Origin of the sequence: Tenacibaculum sp. MAR_2009_124 (assembly GCF_900105455.1) — a bacterium.
Lineage (GTDB): Bacteria > Bacteroidota > Bacteroidia > Flavobacteriales > Flavobacteriaceae > Polaribacter.
The window spans coordinates 558,810-577,039 of sequence record NZ_FNSF01000008.1 but is presented as its reverse complement, the minus strand read 5'-3'; the positions used below and the strand labels follow the sequence as shown (position 1 = coordinate 577,039).

The 18,230-nt window shown below is 33.1% G+C and carries 12 protein-coding genes and 1 tRNA gene; 8 read left to right on the top strand and 5 right to left on the bottom strand.

Annotated features, from left to right (window positions below):
• Positions 1 to 191 precede the first annotated feature (191 nt).
• Both BLW23_RS22580 and BLW23_RS22575 read right to left on the bottom strand, forming a co-directional pair.
• A tRNA-Ile gene (locus BLW23_RS22580) sits at positions 192 to 265 on the bottom strand.
• Between the two features lie 52 nt (positions 266 to 317).
• Positions 318 to 1,289 (bottom strand): polyprenyl synthetase family protein, encoded by a 972-nt coding sequence (locus BLW23_RS22575; protein ID WP_093674211.1) that lies wholly within the window; start codon positions 1,287 to 1,289, stop codon positions 318 to 320.
• A gap of 139 nt (positions 1,290 to 1,428) precedes the next feature.
• Between BLW23_RS22575 and BLW23_RS22570 the strand changes: the two genes are divergently transcribed.
• From BLW23_RS22570 to BLW23_RS22550, 5 genes are all read left to right on the top strand, one after another.
• Positions 1,429 to 2,034: a TetR/AcrR family transcriptional regulator gene (locus BLW23_RS22570; protein WP_093674209.1), complete on the top strand. Its 606-nt coding sequence runs from the start codon at positions 1,429 to 1,431 to the stop codon at positions 2,032 to 2,034.
• Between the two features lie 7 nt (positions 2,035 to 2,041).
• Complete coding sequence (locus BLW23_RS22565) at positions 2,042 to 3,385, top strand: TolC family protein (RefSeq protein ID WP_093674207.1); 1,344 nt, start codon at positions 2,042 to 2,044, stop codon at positions 3,383 to 3,385.
• 7 nt (positions 3,386 to 3,392) lie between these two features.
• Positions 3,393 to 4,571 carry an efflux RND transporter periplasmic adaptor subunit gene (locus tag BLW23_RS22560; RefSeq protein ID WP_093674205.1) on the top strand — a complete coding sequence of 393 codons (1,179 nt, stop codon included), beginning with the start codon at positions 3,393 to 3,395 and terminating at the stop codon, positions 4,569 to 4,571.
• Between the two features lie 12 nt (positions 4,572 to 4,583).
• Positions 4,584 to 8,045, top strand: a complete 3,462-nt coding sequence (locus tag BLW23_RS22555; protein WP_093674203.1) for an efflux RND transporter permease subunit — start codon at positions 4,584 to 4,586, stop codon at positions 8,043 to 8,045.
• A 221-nt stretch (positions 8,046 to 8,266) separates the two neighbouring features.
• The gene (locus BLW23_RS22550; protein ID WP_093674201.1) at positions 8,267 to 9,190 is read left to right on the top strand and encodes a hydroxypyruvate isomerase family protein; all 924 of its coding nucleotides are present in this window, start codon (positions 8,267 to 8,269) and stop codon (positions 9,188 to 9,190) included.
• A gap of 39 nt (positions 9,191 to 9,229) precedes the next feature.
• Here BLW23_RS22550 and BLW23_RS22545 read toward each other — a convergent pair whose 3' ends face one another.
• Positions 9,230 to 11,557 carry a TonB-dependent receptor gene (locus BLW23_RS22545; RefSeq protein WP_093674199.1) on the bottom strand — a complete coding sequence of 776 codons (2,328 nt, stop codon included), beginning with the start codon at positions 11,555 to 11,557 and terminating at the stop codon, positions 9,230 to 9,232.
• A 213-nt stretch (positions 11,558 to 11,770) separates the two neighbouring features.
• On the opposite strand from BLW23_RS22545, the gene BLW23_RS22540 reads away from it, so the two are divergent.
• Genes BLW23_RS22540 through BLW23_RS22530 form a run of 3 tightly spaced genes read left to right on the top strand, consistent with a single transcriptional unit; the run spans position 11,771 to position 14,079 of the window.
• On the top strand, positions 11,771 to 12,844 hold the full coding sequence (locus BLW23_RS22540) for a sensor histidine kinase (RefSeq protein ID WP_255362866.1): 1,074 nt from the start codon (positions 11,771 to 11,773) through the stop codon (positions 12,842 to 12,844).
• A gap of 11 nt (positions 12,845 to 12,855) precedes the next feature.
• Positions 12,856 to 13,572: a LytR/AlgR family response regulator transcription factor gene (locus BLW23_RS22535; RefSeq protein ID WP_093674197.1), complete on the top strand. Its 717-nt coding sequence runs from the start codon at positions 12,856 to 12,858 to the stop codon at positions 13,570 to 13,572.
• Between the two features lie 30 nt (positions 13,573 to 13,602).
• Positions 13,603 to 14,079, top strand: coding sequence for a regulatory protein RecX (locus BLW23_RS22530; protein ID WP_093674195.1), 477 nt, complete (start codon positions 13,603 to 13,605; stop codon positions 14,077 to 14,079).
• Between the two features lie 47 nt (positions 14,080 to 14,126).
• Here the strand turns inward: BLW23_RS22530 and BLW23_RS22525 are convergent, their stop codons facing one another.
• Positions 14,127 to 17,552 (bottom strand): T9SS type A sorting domain-containing protein, encoded by a 3,426-nt coding sequence (locus tag BLW23_RS22525; RefSeq protein WP_093674193.1) that lies wholly within the window; start codon positions 17,550 to 17,552, stop codon positions 14,127 to 14,129.
• A 112-nt stretch (positions 17,553 to 17,664) separates the two neighbouring features.
• Positions 17,665 to 18,207 (bottom strand): hypothetical protein, encoded by a 543-nt coding sequence (locus BLW23_RS22520; protein WP_093674191.1) that lies wholly within the window; start codon positions 18,205 to 18,207, stop codon positions 17,665 to 17,667.
• Positions 18,208 to 18,230 lie beyond the last annotated feature (23 nt).

The following is an 18,230-nucleotide window of genomic DNA, read 5'->3' as shown; positions in this document are numbered from 1 at the left end:
TTTTATTACCTCTTATTTGAGTTTATGCAAATTTATAATTTCAATCTGTTTTTAGAAAATAATCATGTAAAATTAGCAGTTTTTTGGGGTGTTGTATTAGTCGATTTTAAGGGGTAAGTAGTTGTTTTTTAGTATGTTGAGTGTATTTTTTAAAAATAAAAAAGCCTTACTAAATTAGTAAGGCTTTTAAGTGGTCCCACGAGGACTCGAACCTCGGACCACCTGATTATGAGTCAGGTGCTCTAACCAACTGAGCTATAGGACCCGTTGTTTTGGGTGTGCAAATATATAAACTTTTTTAGAATAACAAACACTTTTTATACATTTCTATTCATTAAATTCAATCCGAATTTACGCAGTGCCTCCTTGGCTTTACTGCTAATTGAAAGCTTGTCAATATATTCAAATGATTTATTTGTGTAACTTTCAATAAGTTGCTTTGTAAAGTCAGGAATGTTGTTACGTTCAAAGATAGCAGAAACCTCACTAATCTTTTTTTCAATATTTTTTTCTTTGTTATTGTAAAAAGAAATTAAATCTGTCTTATCAGAGTCATTGGCAACTTCCAACGCTTTTAAATATAAATAGGTTTTTTTATTTTCAATAATGTCTCCGCCAACCTGTTTTCCAAAAGTGTCTGGATCACCAAATGTATCCAAGTAGTCATCCTGTAACTGAAAAGCAATGCCCAAATTCATTCCATAGTCATACAAGTGTTGTGCTTGCTCTTCATCGGCTTCCGCCACAATAGCACCCATTTTTAAAGCAGCTCCCACTAAAACAGATGTTTTTAGTGTAATCATTTTGATATACTCTTCAATAGTAACATCATTTCTGGTTTCAAAATCTACATCTAACTGTTGCCCATCACATACTTCTAGTGCAGTTTTACTAAATAACTGTGCGAGTCTTCTAAAAATAATGGGTTCATAGTTCTCAAAATACTGATAGGCTAAAATTAACATGGCATCTCCAGAGAGAATACCTGTATTGATATCCCATTTTTCGTGTACCGTTTGCTTTCCTCTTCTTAAAGGAGCGTCATCCATAATGTCATCATGAACCAAGGTGAAATTATGAAAAACTTCTACAGCTAATGCGGCAGGTAAAGCTTTTTGAAAATTCCCAGAAAAAATATCAGCAGCAATTAAAGTAAGAATTGGTCTTATGCGTTTTCCGCCTAATTGTAAAATATAATCTACAGGTTCATAAAGGTTTTTAGGTTCTCTTTTGAAGTCTTGCTTGGCAAGATAAGCCAAGAAGTCTGAGTGATACTTTAATAAATCCAAATTTCAAATTTTTGGTAAAAATAAGGTAAACAAAAAGTATATGCATAACTGTATGTTAAAAAATAGCTAAAACTATGGAAACTTTTTTTGTTTCTAAAGTTTCCTGATGTACATTTGCATACGAAATGAAGGATATATTATGGAGGATAAAATTTTAGAAAAGTCGGGGGACATGTTTTTGAACTATGGATTTAAGAGTGTGACAATGGATGATATAGCTTCGGAAATGGGGATATCGAAAAAGACTTTATATAAGTATTTTTCTAATAAAGCTGCTTTGGTTGACGCTTCCACGGTTTCCGTTCAAGAATCAATAGATAAAGCAATTTTGTTTATCAAGTCGCAAGAATATAATGCTATAGAAGAAGAGTTTACGGTGAAGGCTGTTTTTAACGAAATGTTTAAAAATGCAAAAAACTCACCGATGTTTCAGTTGAAGAAATACTACCCTGAAACTTATGAAAAACTCATGGAAAGGGAAGTGTGTATTTTTCGAGATTGCAATTTAGATAATCTAGAAAAAGGAATTGAACAAGGATTGTATAGAAGTGAAATAAAGAAAGAATTAATTGGCGGGTTCTATTTTACTTTAATCTTCGGGATTTTTGAAGGAGATAACGGTTTAGACATGCAAGAAATAATAAAAGCAGAATATGAAGTATTAGAATATCACATAAGAGCAATTGCAACTGAAAAAGGAATTAAAGAGTTAGAGAAACAATTGAAAATCATAAATCAAAAATAGGGAAACAATGAGAAAATACATATACGGTGTATTTGTATTCTTTTTTACGAGTGTATTACTCGCACAAGAAAAAGAGATGCATTTATCAATGCAAGATGCAATTGATTATGCGATAAAGAATAATTACGATAATAAGGTAGCTACTAAAAACATTGATGCAGCGAAGGAAAGAAAATGGGAAACAACCACCATTGGATTGCCTCAAATTAATGGTAAACTGGACTATCAAAATTGGTTAAAGCAACAGGTTTCGTTTTTACCAGCTGAATTGGCAGGAGGAGAGGCCGGAACTTTTGTTCCAGTAACTTTTGTTCCTAAGCAAACAATGAATGCTTCGCTAACTTTAACTCAGTTAATTTTTGATGGTTCGTATTTAGTGGGTTTACAATCAGCTAAAACCTATTTGAAAATTTCAGAACAAGCAAAAGAAAAAACCGAATTAGCAACAAGAGAAGCGGTAATTAATGCTTATGGTAATGTTTTGGTAACTGAAAAGACCATTGAAATTTTAGAGAAGAATCGAGGTGTATTAAAAAAGAATTTAAATGAAACTGAGAAAATCTATGAAAATGGATTGACAGAGCAGGAAAACGTGGAGCAGTTACAAATCACTTTAGGGAACGTGGAAAATAACTTGAGCAACGCAAAAAGAATGAAATTCATTGCTTATAAAATGTTGAATATAGCTCTTGGAAATTCTATCGAGAAGAAATTGGTTTTGACTGATACTCTAGATAATTTGGTTCTTTCGAATACAAATCTAAGCCTTTTGTCTCAGAAGTTTAATGTAGAGAATCATATTGATTTTAAAATGGCTGAAAACGATCGCGAAAGTAAAAGGCTGTTAATGAAATTAGAGCAAAGTAAAGCATTGCCGAGTTTATCAGCTTTTGTAAACTATGGAGCGAATACCAACGCGAACAGCTTTACTTTTTTCAATGCTAGCCAAAGATGGTTCGATTATTCGTTGTTAGGAGTTAGTTTAAATGTTCCAATCTTTAGTAGTTTGGGTAGGCAGTCAAAAACGGCTAGGGCGAGAATTGAATTAGAAAATTCTGAAATAAGAAAAGAAGAAGTTCGTCAAAAACTGAATTTACAGGTAGAGTCATCAAAAAGTGAATATCAGTTTAGTATTGAGAATTATGAAACGGCAAAAAAGAATTTAGGATTGGCAGAGCGTATAGAAAAGAAACAACAGGTAAAGTTTTTTGAAGGGATATCAACTAGTTTCGATTTACTTCAAGCGCAAAACCAACTGTATTCACAGCAAAATAGTTACGTTCAGTCAATGTTAAACGTAATAGCCAAAAAAGCAAAGTTAGAAAACGCATTAAACTTACCAATAAAATAATCAACTAATGAGAAGGATTGTATCATATATAGTTATTGCTTTAGTTTTAGCTTCATGTGGAAGCAAAGAGCAATCAGTAGAGTCCGTAATAGGTACGCAGGATTTACAACAAATTAGAACAAAAAAAGATCAATTAAGCGAAAAACAGCAAGGTTTAGCTGCCCAAATTAAGTTGCTAAATGATGAAATAGCGAAGTTAGACACAAGTAAAAAAGTTCCATTAATTACTACTTTTACGGCCGAGGAAAGTGTTTTTACACATTACTTGGATCTTCAAGGGAATGTTAAAACGAAAAAGAACGTATTGGTGTATCCAGAAATGCCTGGACAATTGGTGCGAATTTATGTGAAAGAAGGTCAGCGTGTTGCCAAAGGACAAGCATTGGCTAAGATTGATGATGGTGGACTTGGACAACAGTTAGCTCAAGTAGAGGCTCAAGTAAGTTTAGCGAAAACAACTTATGATCGTCAAAAAAGATTATGGGATCAAAAAATCGGATCTGAAATTCAATATTTACAGACAAAAACGAACTATGAAGCTTTAACCAGATCAGCAAATCAAATAAAACAACAATTAGGTAAAAGTGTTATTAAAGCACCCTTTACTGGAATTGTTGATGATGTAATAAAAGAGCAAGGAACTGTAGTAGCTCCAGGTCAAGGTTCAGAGGTTTTTAGAGTCGTGAATTTGAGTAATATGTATATAGAAACAGATGTTCCTGAAAGCTATATTAGTTCAGTTAAAAAAGGAAAAGAAGTACAAGTAGAATTTCCTATCCTTGGGAAAACAGTAACTTCTCAAGTTCGTCAGGCAGGAAACTTTATTAACCCAGCAAATAGAACATTTAAAGTAGAAGTAGGTGTTTCAAATAAAGATAGAAGTATTAAACCAAATTTAACTGCAAAACTTAGAATTAACGATTATTCGAATCCAAAGTCAATCTTAATCCCACAGAGTATTATTTCTGAAAATGCAAAAGGACAGCAATATGTATATGTGGTAAAAGATGTAAAGAACAATTTAGGAAAGGCGCAACAGGTAATTATTACAACAGGTAAAACTCAAGGAGATATCATTGAGGTATTATCGGGATTGGAAGTAGGTGCTCAGATTGTTCAAGAAGGAGCTCGTAGTGTTAAAGATGATCAGGAGGTTAAAATATTAAAGATTGCTAAAGAATCATAAAATTGAAAACGAATGACTGAAAAGCAAAAAAAACAAGTCGATAAAGAATTTGGTTTATCTTCTTGGGCAATCGGTAATAAAACTACTATTTATGTTTTAATTACATTGATTTTCATTCTTGGAATATCGGCTTTTATCAGCATGCCAAGAGAAAATTTCCCCGAGATACGAGAAACCAAAATTTATATAAGTTCCATATATCCAGGGAATACAGCTGAGGATATTGAGAAACTCATAACAGATCCTTTAGAGGATAAATTGAAAACAGTGAGTAATGTGGTGAAGGTTACATCAACCTCACAAGAAGATTACTCTATGGTTATTGTTGAGTTTGATGAGAAAATAGCTGTTGATCAAGCAAAACAAAAAGTTAAAGATGAAATTGACCAGGAAGTTTCGGGAGAAGACTGGCCAACGTTTAACGGAGCAAAAGTAGAACCTAATGTTTTTGAATTAAGCCTTTCAGAAGAAATGCCTATTCTTAATATTAATATTTCAGGTGACTATCCAGTAGATAAACTGAAAGAGTTTGGAGAGTACTTGGAAGATGAAATCGAGAACTTAGAAGAGATTAAGAAGGTAGATATTCGTGGGGCAGAAGAGAAGGAAGTTGAAATAGCTGTTGATATCTATAAAATGATGGCGGCCAAAGTGAGCTTCCAAGATGTTATTGATGCTGTAAGTCGTGGAAACTTGACAATGTCAGCAGGTAACTTAATTGCCAGTGGGCAAAGGCGTACTATTCGTATTTTAGGCGAGATCGAAGATCCACAAGAATTGCAAGATTTTGTAGTGAAATCGGAAAGAGGGAATTCTATTTATCTAAAAGATATTGCTTTAGTTACTTTTAAGGATAAAGATAAAACTACCTATGCCCGCGAATTTGGAGAGGCTGTAGTTATGCTTGATGTGAAGAAGCGTTCAGGGAAAAATATGGTGGAAGCGGCTGAGAAAATTCAAGTAATCGTTGAAGAAACGAAGGCTAATGTATTCCCAACTAATTTGAAAGTAACAACAGCAAACGACCAATCTTCTAAAACTATTGGGCAGGTTGATGATTTAGTAAACAATATCATTTTTGGTGTTATCCTAGTGGTATTGGTACTGATGTTTTTCTTAGGGTTTAAAAATGCCTTATTTGTTGGTTTCGCTATTCCTATGTCGATGTTTATGTCCTTAATGATCTTAGATTGGTTAGGATATACTATGAATACCATGATTCTATTTGGTCTGATTATGGGGCTAGGAATGTTAGTAGATAACGGTATTGTAGTTGTTGAAAACGTATATCGATTGATGGATGAAGGTATGTCGAGAATTGAAGCGGCGAAAAAAGGGATTGGAGAGATTGCTTTTCCAATCATTATTTCAACCTTAACTACGGTTGCAGCATTCGTTCCATTAGGAATGTGGCCTGGAACTATGGGGCAGTTTATGATTTACTTCCCAATTACTTTATCGGTAGTATTAGGATCTTCGCTTTTTGTAGCAATTTTCTTTAACTCGGTTATGGTATCTCAGTTTATGAGTACCGAAGATAAAGGGATGCCATTAAAGAGAATCATTATTTTATCATCGATTGTTGGTGGTTTAGGATTGTTAATCGTAATTGCTGGGGGGGCTTATAGAGCTTTAGGAACTATCATGTTGTTTACTGCAATTATGTTGTGGGTGTATAGAATGGTATTAAGACCTATGGCTAATGCTTTTCAAAATAAGGTTTTACCACGTTGGGAGCGTTTTTATGAAAGAATTTTAAGAGCAGTTTTAAAAGGGTACCGCCCAGGAATTATTGCTTTCTTAACAATTGTATTGTTGTTTCTAGCATTTGGTGGATTTGGTGCTTCTATTGGAAGTCAAAGAACAAAAGTTGAATTTTTTCCTGATAATACACCGAATCAAATTATAGTGTATATTGAGTACCCACAGGGAACGGATATTGAGAAAACAAATACAATAATGAAAGATTTAGAAGAGCGTGCTTATGCTGTTCTAAATTCACCAGAGTATGTTGATAACGGTTATAATTACTTAGTTGAAAGCGTGGTTTCTCAGGTTGGTGCAGGTTCAGGAAACCCTCAGACAGATGGAGGTTCTACAGCTGAAATGCCACATAGAGGTAAAATAACGGCTTCTATGAGAGAATATAAATATAGAAGAGGAGCCGACAGTAAAGAACTTCAAAAGAAGGTAACTGAGGCTTTAAAGGGTATTTATCCAGGTTTATCAATTTCTGTAGAAAAAGAAGCGGTGGGACCACCAGCGGGTTATCCAATTAATATAGAGTTGGAAGGTAAAGATTATGATGAGTTGATCGTTACTGCAGAAAAAATGCGTGATTATTTGAATACGAAGAGTATTCCTGGTATTGATGAGTTAAAAATAGATGTAAATAAATCAAAGCCTGCTATGTTGGTAAACGTGGATAGAAAGAAAGCAGGAGAATTAGGAGTGAGCTCGGCGCAGGTTGGTCAGCAATTACGTAATTCTATTTTCGGTTCTAAGGCTGGTGTGTATAAGGAAGATGGTGAAGATTATGATATCTATGTGCGTTTTAACAAGGATAATAGATACAATACGAGTGCTATTTTTAATCAGAAAATTACCTTCAGAGATCCTTCAAATGGTCAGGTAAAAACGATTCCAGTATCTGCAGTTGCTAAACAAAAGAATACTTCAGGGTTTAGTGCTATTAAGCATAAACAAGCAAAACGTATTGTAACAGTATACTCTGCTTTAGCACCTGGATTTACCGATGCGGCAGCTATAGTTGCAAAAATCCAAAATGAAATGAAGGCCTTTACAGAAAAACCTTCGACTGTAAAAATTGATTATACAGGTCAGATTGAAGAACAAAATAAGCAGATGAAGTTCTTAATGGGAGCATTCTTTGCCGGACTAGGATTGATATTCTTCATTCTTATTTTCCAGTTTAATTCAGTATCGAAACCAGCAATTATCATGTTGGCGATTTTCTTGAGTTTAATTGGAGTGTTTGGAGGGTTAATCATTACAGCAAAGCCTTTCGTTATTATGATGACAATGATGGGAATCATTTCGTTGGCAGGGATTGTAGTAAATAATGGAGTAGTACTACTTGATTATACCCAATTATTAATTGATCGTAAAAAAGTAGAACATAATATTGCTGAAGATGATTATTTGAATGTAAGTGTTTTAAGTGAAGCAATTATTAGAGGAGGTAAAGCCCGTTTACGACCAGTATTATTAACTGCAATTACCACAATACTCGGGTTAATTCCATTAGCGACTGGGTTGAATATTAATTTCTATACCTTAGTTTCTGAATTCAATCCGCATATTTATGTTGGAGGAGATAATGTTATTTTTTGGGGACCATTAGCTTGGACCGTAATCTACGGATTATTCATAGCAACGTTCTTAACATTAATTGTTGTGCCAATTTTATTTTATTTAGTAACTAAGTTTAAAATGTGGTTACGAAGTTTTTAATAAAAAAATATTAATAGAACTCGCTTAAATCCAAAAAGTTTAAATGGGTTCATTAATAGGAAAAGCTAAAACAGTCATGTTTTAGCTTTTTTTTCGTTCTAAAATACTGGGCTTTTGAGGTAATGTGTTGTTGTTTAGTTTTTTGTGTACATTTATAGAAGTGTTTCGTCTTATTTTGAAAAACAAGAATACTAACATAAAATAAACAAAATAACTAGCTTATGAATCGAAGGAAGTTTGTGAAAAGTGGAGCCGCTTTGGGAGCTCTTTTAACTTTTAGTAATGATTTGTTTGGAAATAATACTTCTCGCAGAATGGTAAAACCTAAAAATCAATTTCAACTGAATTATGCACCACATGAAGGTATGTTTAAAGAACATGCAGGAGAGGCTATTGTTGATCAGATAAAGTATATGAATAGCTTAGGATTTAAAGCTTTTGAGGATAATGAAATGAGGAATCGTTCAGTTTCTGAACAAGAATATATAGCCAAAACAATGGCTAAACTGGGTATGAATATGGGAGTATTTGTAGCTCATAAAATTTATTGGAAGGAACCTAATTTAGCAAGTGGAGATAAAACTTATAGAGAGGAGTTTTTGAACGATATTAAAAAATCTATTGAGGTTGCCAAGCGTGTCAATGCAAAATGGATGACAGTAGTGCCTGGTCATGTTGATTTAAGGAAAAATATGAGTTTTCAAATGGCAAATGTTATTGAAACATTGAAACAAGCTTCTGAAATACTGGAGCCTCATGGGTTAATTATGGTGCTTGAGCCGCTTAATTTTAGAGATCACCCAGGAATGTTTCTTTCGGAATCTCCCCAGGCTTATGAAATATGTAAGTCTGTAAATAGTTCGTCCTGTAAAATTCTTTTTGATATTTATCATCAGCAAATTCAAGAAGGAAACCTTCTACCTAATATAGAAGCATGCTGGGATGAAATAGCTTATTTTCAAATTGGTGATAATCCTGGAAGAAATGAACCTACCACGGGAGAAATAAATTATAAAAATGTATTTAAATATATTCACGGTAAAGGTTATAAAGGTATTTTGGGAATGGAGCATAGCAATTCGGTGTCAGGGAAAAAAGGAGAACAATTACTTATTGAAGCCTATAAATCTGTCGATGACTTTTAGTAATTGAATCTCCTTGTTTTGGGAATAATAGTAATAGGATTAGTCAGGTAAGCGATCCCTATCTTTTTTTGTTCTGTTAAATCTATAGGTAAATGTAACCGTACTGTTTCTACCCATTCTTCTAAAACTTGTTCTAGAGGTGTAATTCTCACCCGTGATTAATCTTTCTGTAATCCTTGAATCGAAAATATTATTCATATTTAAACTTAAGGAAGCTCTATCATTCCAAAAGTCTTTACTGAAGCCGATATTGGCAAAATAAATATCATCGGTAAAAGTTTGCCCACTTTCTCTTGCGCCTTGATAGTTTAAACTGGTTTGAATACTAAATTTAGAAAATCTAAAACGTGAGTTTAAACGAGAAGACCAAGCATCGTCATTCACATCATATAGCCCTTTTTGTTGATAGGTGGAATAATTGAATTCACTTGATAGTCGTAACCATTTAAATGGAGAATATCTTAAAGCAAGTTCGGCTCCTGCTCTGCTTTCGGTTCCTGAGTTTACAGGCATTGAAACAAGAGCGCCGTCAGTTTCTATGAATATTTGCGTCTCAAATAAATTTGTAGTTCGTTGAAAATAAATAGATGGATTCACAGTAAATTTATTCCACCTTTTTAAGGTCCCAAGCTCAAAAGAGTTAGTGTACATTGGATTTAAATCTGGATTTCCTATGCGGTAGTTTTTGCGATCGGAATATCCTCCAAAAGGATTCAATTGCCAAAACCTTGGACGACGAATTCTTCTGCTGTAACTTAATTGTAAATTAGTCGATTTTGTAAAATTATAGGTCAAATGAACTGTAGGAAATAAATCAGTGTAGTTCTTGTCGGTCGTAAAAAATCCTTTTGTATCAGTACTTCCAGTATTAGAATGTTCAGCACGTAAACCTAACAAATATTGAAATTTGTTTTCTTTGTTTCCATATTGTAAGTAAGCTCCATAAATCCCTTCATTATATTTTAAAAGGTTGTCAAATCTGTTAATAACATTTCCGTTATCCCATACTGTATAGTCACTATCAATATTTCTAACTTCTCCTTTAATACCGATTTCAACATATGATTTTGGAGTAATAGGCATTTTGAAGTCAGATTGGAAAAGAAAATCTTTGCTACTTTCAATATCTCGAGATGAAAGATTTCCAGTAGCTACTTCAGTAGGGAAGGTTTGACTTTCTTCAATAAATTCGTTCTCATCATCATTCCAAAATTCATACTGAAGATTTACAGTAAGTTTTTGCCCTTTTTTATCGAATGTTTTGATATAGTTTAACTCTAATTGATTGGCTTTTTGTGGTTCTCTATAACTTTCACGATTGAATAAACTTTGGGTTAACTCTCTGTGTTTATCCAAACTATTAAAGCTGTAATCGGTGTTTCGATAACTTACATTTCCTCTATGATAATAGCTTAATGTTATGGTGTTGAAATCATTGATATAATAGTCTCCTCCAAAATAGATGTTTAAAACCTTGTAGGTAGATTCTGTTTCTGTAGTTCTTTCTAAAAATGATTCAATTTCGTTGTTGTTAAAGTCTGTTCTAAATAATGAACTATTTCCATTAAAAGAAATATGGCGGTATCTAAAATTAGAGAACAAATTAAACTTTTCCTTTTTGTAATTTACATTATAATTGATACCATGATTATCGGGAATCCCTGAGGTTAATTGAAGTGAGCTACCAAAGCCTCCAATTTTGTTCTTTTTCAAAATAATGTTAATGATACCAGCGGTACCTTCTGCATCATATTTTGCAGATGGATTTGTAATTACTTCTACTTTTTCAATGCTTTCAGAAGGAATTTGCTCTAGACCGTTATTATTGGTTAATACTGATGGTTTTCCGTTAATAAGGATTCGGACACTTGAATTTCCACGTAAACTAACACTTCCTTCTGCATCAACATTTACAGAAGGAACATTATTTAAAATGTCGTTTACGTTTCCACCTTTTGATAGTAAATCTTTTCCTACGTTAAATACACGCTTGTCCAATTTATATTCAGTGGTCGATTTTTCTGCAATAACTTGAACCTCTTCTAATGCTTCCGCATCTTCCTCTAAAAAGATGGTTGGGAGATTAGTGTTTTTTTTGAAATGGACATTTTTATTAACGTAATTTCTAAAGCCTATAAATTCTACTTTTAAGTCATAAATTCCTGGTTTAAGAGATAAAGAGAATTCACCAGTTTGATTTGTTGATTCTCCGGTTATAATCTCGTTGTTTAAGGGGTTAGTGATTATAACTGTAGCATACTCCAGTGGAATATTCCCCTTTTTTTCAAGGATTTTACCTCTAATTGATAACTGCGCTATGCTAACAAAGGAGGTAAGAAATAATAAAGTAAATAGTTTGCTTTTCATTCTGTAATAATTTAACTGCTGTTTGAGAAGCAAATATGAGAGGACTTACTGGGCGCTTTTGAGAGAGTAGATGAATGTGTCAGAATAATCGACGTATTCAAAAAATTGGTAAGAATCCTGTATTCAAGGGGTGAAACTTAGGTTTTATGCGAAAAAGAAGGAAGTTCGTCTTTTTTAACAAAAATTGAGGGTTGAGTTTCTATTTTTGTTGTTATGAATAAATTTAACGTTGTTATTTCCTTTTTTCAGAAGAATAGAATAGTAAGGCATATATTATTTTGGTTATGTGTACTAATGGTGACTGTTCCAAAAGGTTTACTTGAGCATCATGAGTCTGTTTTTAAGCTTTCCGTATACAATACCAGTTTTTTGGTGAGTCAAATTTTGGCGTCTTATTACTTTGCCTATTTCGTTATTCCTAAATTTATTTTAACGAAAAAGTATGTCGTAGCGGCTTTACTTTCGCTTTTAGGTTTGTATTTTTTCAGTGCGTTTGCAAGAATAGTTATGGTTCATATAGCGGAACCGATTGCACGAGAAGGAGTTTTTGTGCAAGAAACGATACTTCAAATTTTAAGTGATTTAGGGAAATTGTTTATTCATTATATGCCTCATGTTTATTCTGCAGTTTTGGTTTTTTTATTTGTTAAATACTTCCTGGATTATCGAAAGGTGAAGGATAAAGATCTGAAATTCCAAAAAGAGAAAAGTGAAAATGAGCTGAGGGTGTTAAAAGCTCAATTAAATCCACATTTCTTATTTAATACCTTAAACAATGTTTATACGTTGGCTTTAAGTAATTCTCCAAAAACGGCAACATCAATAGGAAAGCTATCGGAAATCTTAGATCATGTTTTATACAGGTGCAATGATAAGTATGTAGCTTTATCAAATGAAATTGAGCTTTTAGAAAATTACATAGAACTAGAAAAGTTGAGGTATGATGAACGGCTTAAAGTTACCTTTGAAAAAGAGTTAAACAGTAATCTCAAAATACCACCATTAATTTTACTATCATTAGTGGAAAATGCTTTTAAACATGGAGCCGGAGAAGATAGTGGTTCTCCTGAGATTAACATAAAAGTGGTTAGTGATAGAAATGAATTGTTTTTTTTAGTTGCAAATACTGTTTCGGTTGATTATGTCGTAAAAAAAGAAAGCATTGGGTTATCTAATATTCGTAAGCAACTGGATTTGGTATATCATAATTTTTATGATTTAGATTTAGAAGTGAAAGGCAATTGGTTCAATGTTGAGTTGAAAATAAATCAATTAGAAATTAGATAATTTGAATTGATATGAAAGTAAGATGTTTAATAGTAGATGATGAACCTTTAGCAGTTCAGTTGATTCAAAAACATATTGAAAGAATCGAAAGTTTAGAGGTTTCTACAACCTGCAATAACGCCTTGAAGGCTTTCGAAATTTTAAATACTCAGGAAATAGATTTAATGTTTTTAGATATTAAAATGCCTAATATTACAGGTCTAGATTTCCTGAAAACAATAAAGAATCCGCCAAAAACTATATTTACAACAGCTTATCGAGATTATGCCATTGAAAGTTATGATTTGGATGTGGTCGATTATCTCCTCAAACCAATAACTTTCGAACGTTTTTTTAAGTCGGTTGATCGATTTTTAAGAAATAAAAAGCAAAATGTTTCAGAGTTAGAAGTACTATCTGAAGAAAGAGAATTCAAATTTTTAAAGTCAGGTAATAAGCATCATAAAGTTTTTTTTGATGATATTTTGTTTGTGGAAAGTATTAAAGATTATGTTAGAATTCATCTTGTGAATGATAAACGTATCGTTGTGAAGTATAAAATAGGAGACATGGAGAGGGATCTAAAAAAACAAGATTTTTTTCGAGTTCATAGATCATATATTATTAATAAAAAAAGAATAACTGCATTTTCATCGAATGAAATTGAAATAGACTCAATAGAGGTTCCTATTGGTGCGAGCTATAAAGAAGAAGTGAATACGTTTTTAAATACAGTAAAGGAGTTGTAAAATTATATTAAAAGATATTTTTGTGCTAGAATGAAGAAGGTTTTTACAGTAGAAGAAATTAAGAGAAAGATAGAACAGTACTGCGTTTATCAGGATCGATGCCATAAGGAAGTGGAAACAAAGATGAGGGAATATCAACTAATACCCCAGGCGAGAGAGTTGATTATGTTGCATTTATTTGAACATAATTTCTTAAACGAAGAACGTTTCTCAAAAAGCTTCGCAAGAGGAAAGTTTAGGATCAAGAAATGGGGAAAAGAAAGAATAGTTAGAGAGCTTAAGCTAAGAGATATTACTACAGCTAATATAAAAATAGCATTAAAAGAAATTGACAAAGAGGACTATATAAGGACATTGAATGAGTTAGTGGAAAAGAAAAATCGTTCAATTAACGAAACGAATATCTACAAAAGAAAAAAGAAGTTGTTTGATTACCTTAAATATCGTGGTTATGAAACTGATTTGATTATGGGGGTTTTGAATGAGATAATAAAAAATCCTCTTTAATATAATTTATATTAAAGAGGATTGTAGCGGTTAAGCAAAAACTTGGTTTAGTTTAAAACCAATTTCTTAGTTGCTATTTTATTATTTGTTTTCAAATTAAGTAAGTAAATACCTTTGGTGAAATTACTTAAATCAATATAGAAGTTATTTTCGTTAATGTTCTTTTTCGTAACAATAGTTTTTCCGGTAATATCAAAGATTGTGAAATGCATATTAGCGCCTTCTGACTTCCATCTAACGTTGAAAATGCCTTCTGAAGGGTTTGGAGAAACTAATACGTTATCAAGTAATTGGATATCACCACTAGATAAAGTACCTTCTATTACTAAGTCATCAATTACAGCTCCTTCTTCATTAGTTGCTGCATCAGCATGAAATGCAAATCTAAAAACAATTTCAGTTTCACTTTGGAGGCTCGCTAGGTCATAACTATAATCATGACTTGTCGCGTTTGTTCCTCCTAAAGGATTACTGTCTTCTCCTTCACCCGTCCATTGCTTACCAGGTAATGGTACATTATATGGAGGAGGAGAAGCTGTAGCACTGCTATTATACCAGTTAGCGTCATTCGCAGACCCTAAAACGCTCCAGTTAAGGCCTTTATCTATTGAGTGCTCAACAATCATATAATCCCAATCTTGTTCAATATCAAAAGCCATTTTAAACCTTAAAATAGGATTAATAACATTAGATAGGTTATAGTATTTCGTATAGAGATATCCTGTAGTATTATCAGGGTGATTTCCAGCTAGTTTTGTAGCATACGCTTTCTGTCCATTAGGGGTCGATAATAAAGTCTTATTTACAGTTCCTAGTTCCCATAAATCATTTTGTGATAGCAAGGCATCCTCTGCGTTTTCGAATGAATTAACCGTTGTAGGTGTTTCGTTCAAATGATTAACTGAAAACATTTTTCTTGAGCTATTATTGGTAGAATAAGTATCATTAGCAATTTCTGCCGTAACATTTATTTCATAAGTACCAATAGCTAAATTTTCAGTAGGTAAGGTTATTTCAGTTGTTTGCTCTGAGGCTAAAGAACCAGTCCAGTTCTCGTTTTTAACTGTGCCTCCATTAAAATTATAACTTATAGTAGCACTGGTCATGGTCTCTGTTCCCTGATTTTTAATGGTTATTTTAGGAACTATTGAACCAGACGTATTAATAATATCATTTGAAGGAGCATTGACAGAGATCAATCGAACATCATTGGCAGGTAACTGCTTAGGTATATCTGTAACAAAAATCCCTCTGCCGTAAGTAGCTGCATACAATTTTGAATCTTCTTCGTTTACCTCAAGATCAGTAACTTTTGTATTTGGTAAGTTATTGTCAAAAGTTTCCCAAGTTGTTAAATCATCATTTGTATAATATACACCTAAATTTGTACCAACATAAATAGTACTATTACCGCTTCGTGTATGATGTTTTATAACATTCTTTCCTTCAGAAGGTAGGTTTCCTGTAATATTGGTAAATGTAGGAGCAGGACTCTTGATATTTGTACTTTTAAATATAGAGCCTGAAGCAACAATCCAAGCTATATTAGCATCAGTATTACTAATTTCAATTGAAGCTATTTCTCCTCCTGAAAAATTAATTCTAGAGAAAGTACTTGCTTTATCTGTAGTTCTGTAAAGGCTAAAAGAATTAGAAACTAACATGAAGTTATCATCATTTGGATCAATTTCAATGTTGTCTAGGTTACCTCCAAAAGAATGATTTGATACTTTTGTCCATGCTCTGTTTTCTAACTTGTAAATTTGACTGAATCCTGAAAATAGTTCTCCCGAACTGTTCATAGACATTGGAGTAATCCATTCTCCACCACTGTCACCAGGGCCAGTTTCGTCACTGGGAGCTCCAACCCAATACGACGGTGTTTTTCCTCCATCTTGAGATACATTTAAACTTCCTCCAAATTGAGTGAAGCCATAAAAAGTACCTGAGTCATTTATATCAACAACTCCTTCCATACCGTCTCCACCATGATAGTTGTACCAGTTTCCGTCAGTTAAACCAAAACCTCCGTTATCTTGTAATCCTCCCGCTATAGTGTTAACTTTTTGCTGAGAGATCGATATTTTGTAAAATTGACTAATAGCAATTTTCTTTGTTAAATCGGTAAAACTAGATCCTTCATTAGTGGAAACGTAGATTCCTCCATCGGTACCAGCGAAAAACTTACCATCGATAAATCTTAAAAAATGGATATCAGCATGAGTATAGCTTGTTTGGTTGTAATTACTCCAACTATTTATTTTGGAGAAAGATCCGCCACCATTAGTAGATTTCCATATGTCTAAAACACCAACATAAACAATCTCTGGGTTTGAAGAAGAAACAGTAAGAGCAAGGTCATACCATGCTTGAGTACTTGCAAATATATCATTTGTTTCAGCAGTTCTTGTAAAACTATCTCCACTGTTTGTAGATTTATAAATTCCATTAAAGTTGCTACGGTTGTTACCAGCACTAATTATATATACATAATTAGGGTTTGCAACAGTAACATCCATTGTCATTCTTGTAGAGTTAGTTAATCCGGTTATTGTGACCTCATTGAACGACTCTCCTCCATTACTTGATTTGTAAAATTTAGTTTTGGAAAGTGCGTACCAAGTATTAGGGTCACCTGGTTTCATCTTAATGTCTATAATTTCGGCATTCAATTTTGTAGTCCAACTGGTACCTCCATTAGTTGTTTTTTGAACTCCAGAGCTTGTAGCCACCAAAACTGTTTCAGGAGAGTTTGGATGAATATAAATTTCGTTAACTGAGCTAGTCGGATTTCCAGGAATAGCTCCAGTACTTTGCCAAGTGCTTCCTCCATCTGTAGTTTTCCAAACTCCAACAGAATATGAATCATCGGCGTCATCATCACCTGTGGCAATATAGATGATTTTTGAATCATTCGGATGAACAGCAATTCCAGAAACACCAATTTGAGGTAGGTAATCAGTTAGTGGCTGCCAGTTTAAACCAGCATCGGTAGATTTCCAAATACCTCCAGCAGGAGAACCTACGTAATAGGTGTTAGAGTTGTTAGGGTCAACAGCGATAGCATTAACTCGACCTTGTCCAGTTTGTTGGAAATTTCTTGCTCCAAATCTATTAGAGTTTTCATAGGGGCCAAGAGGCTCCCATTGACCATTATTATTCGGATTTCTTCTGCTCATGTTATTTTTCTCTCGCCATGCGGCCCATAAATCACTTGCTGGAGCAATAGAACCATCAGGTTTAAGGTAGTCAGACCAATGGTTTTCCCATCTTTTAAAAGGTTTGTATCCACTTCCTTTTTTCTCTTTATCTATTGTTTCGAAATAACGTTCTGCTGTTTCAGAAATTTCTTTAAGAGAATTATTAGATCTTCTTTGTTGATTATTATGCATCCAAGGAGCATTCGTTTGAATTTGTCCAAAAAATGAATAGGGTACAACAAGTAGTAGTAAAAAAGTAATTGTTTTCTTCATTCTGTGTATTATTATATAGTACTAAAACCTTATTTTTTGTTAAGGAAGAATTAGGTTTTAGAGAGTTATTCTAAAGTATAGTAACAAGCTAATTTGAATTAACCCGACTAAATTAACGTATTTTATTGAAAATACTATCTATTTTAACAGAATTGTCAAATGATTTCTTTCGGAAAGTATGCTCAATTTTTGAGTTTAAACTACTAAATGTAGAGAATACATTTTTTACTTGTAAGTCTATTTCTTTGGCTGTAATTGCAGGGATGTAAGTCATGTCAGCTAATCTTAATACTTCGTTTTGAAAAACATTAATTCTAGCTTTAAAGGCAGGTGCTTTTAATTCTTCAATGTCAATACTATCTTTGGCTAACTTAGTTAGTTGTTTTAACTCTAAAGCATTATTGAGTGCTTCACGAGAGGATATTTCTTCATAAACTTTTAAAAAGTCTTTTAAATCGAAATATTCTTTCCATAATCGAATATTATTTAAAGAAAGGCTATCTAGTTTTTTTGAGGTGTGCTTTTTCGGAATATCCATTTTCGAATTTACAGTAGTGTTTTGTTCTATGGCCTCTTTTTTTTGCGATTTACAAGAGAATAACAAAATGACTATTATAATACTAAAAAAAAACTGAAAGTGTACCTTATTGCTCATGGTTGTAAAAATACGGCTTTAAA

Excerpts from the sequence above, each read along its gene's own strand:
- BLW23_RS22570 (WP_093674209.1), top strand. The coding sequence starts at position 1,429 with ATGGAGGATAAAATTTTAGAAAAGTCGGGGGACATGTTTTTGAACTAT.
- BLW23_RS22565 (WP_093674207.1), top strand. The coding sequence starts at position 2,042 with ATGAGAAAATACATATACGGTGTATTTGTATTCTTTTTTACGAGTGTA.
- BLW23_RS22560 (WP_093674205.1), top strand. The coding sequence starts at position 3,393 with ATGAGAAGGATTGTATCATATATAGTTATTGCTTTAGTTTTAGCTTCA.
- BLW23_RS22555 (WP_093674203.1), top strand. The coding sequence starts at position 4,584 with ATGACTGAAAAGCAAAAAAAACAAGTCGATAAAGAATTTGGTTTATCT.
- BLW23_RS22550 (WP_093674201.1), top strand. The coding sequence starts at position 8,267 with ATGAATCGAAGGAAGTTTGTGAAAAGTGGAGCCGCTTTGGGAGCTCTT.
- BLW23_RS22545 (WP_093674199.1), bottom strand. The coding sequence starts at position 11,557 with ATGAAAAGCAAACTATTTACTTTATTATTTCTTACCTCCTTTGTTAGC.
- BLW23_RS22540 (WP_255362866.1), top strand. The coding sequence starts at position 11,771 with ATGAATAAATTTAACGTTGTTATTTCCTTTTTTCAGAAGAATAGAATA.
- BLW23_RS22535 (WP_093674197.1), top strand. The coding sequence starts at position 12,856 with ATGAAAGTAAGATGTTTAATAGTAGATGATGAACCTTTAGCAGTTCAG.
- BLW23_RS22530 (WP_093674195.1), top strand. The coding sequence starts at position 13,603 with ATGAAGAAGGTTTTTACAGTAGAAGAAATTAAGAGAAAGATAGAACAG.
- BLW23_RS22525 (WP_093674193.1), bottom strand. The coding sequence starts at position 17,552 with ATGAAGAAAACAATTACTTTTTTACTACTACTTGTTGTACCCTATTCA.
- BLW23_RS22520 (WP_093674191.1), bottom strand. The coding sequence starts at position 18,207 with ATGAGCAATAAGGTACACTTTCAGTTTTTTTTTAGTATTATAATAGTC.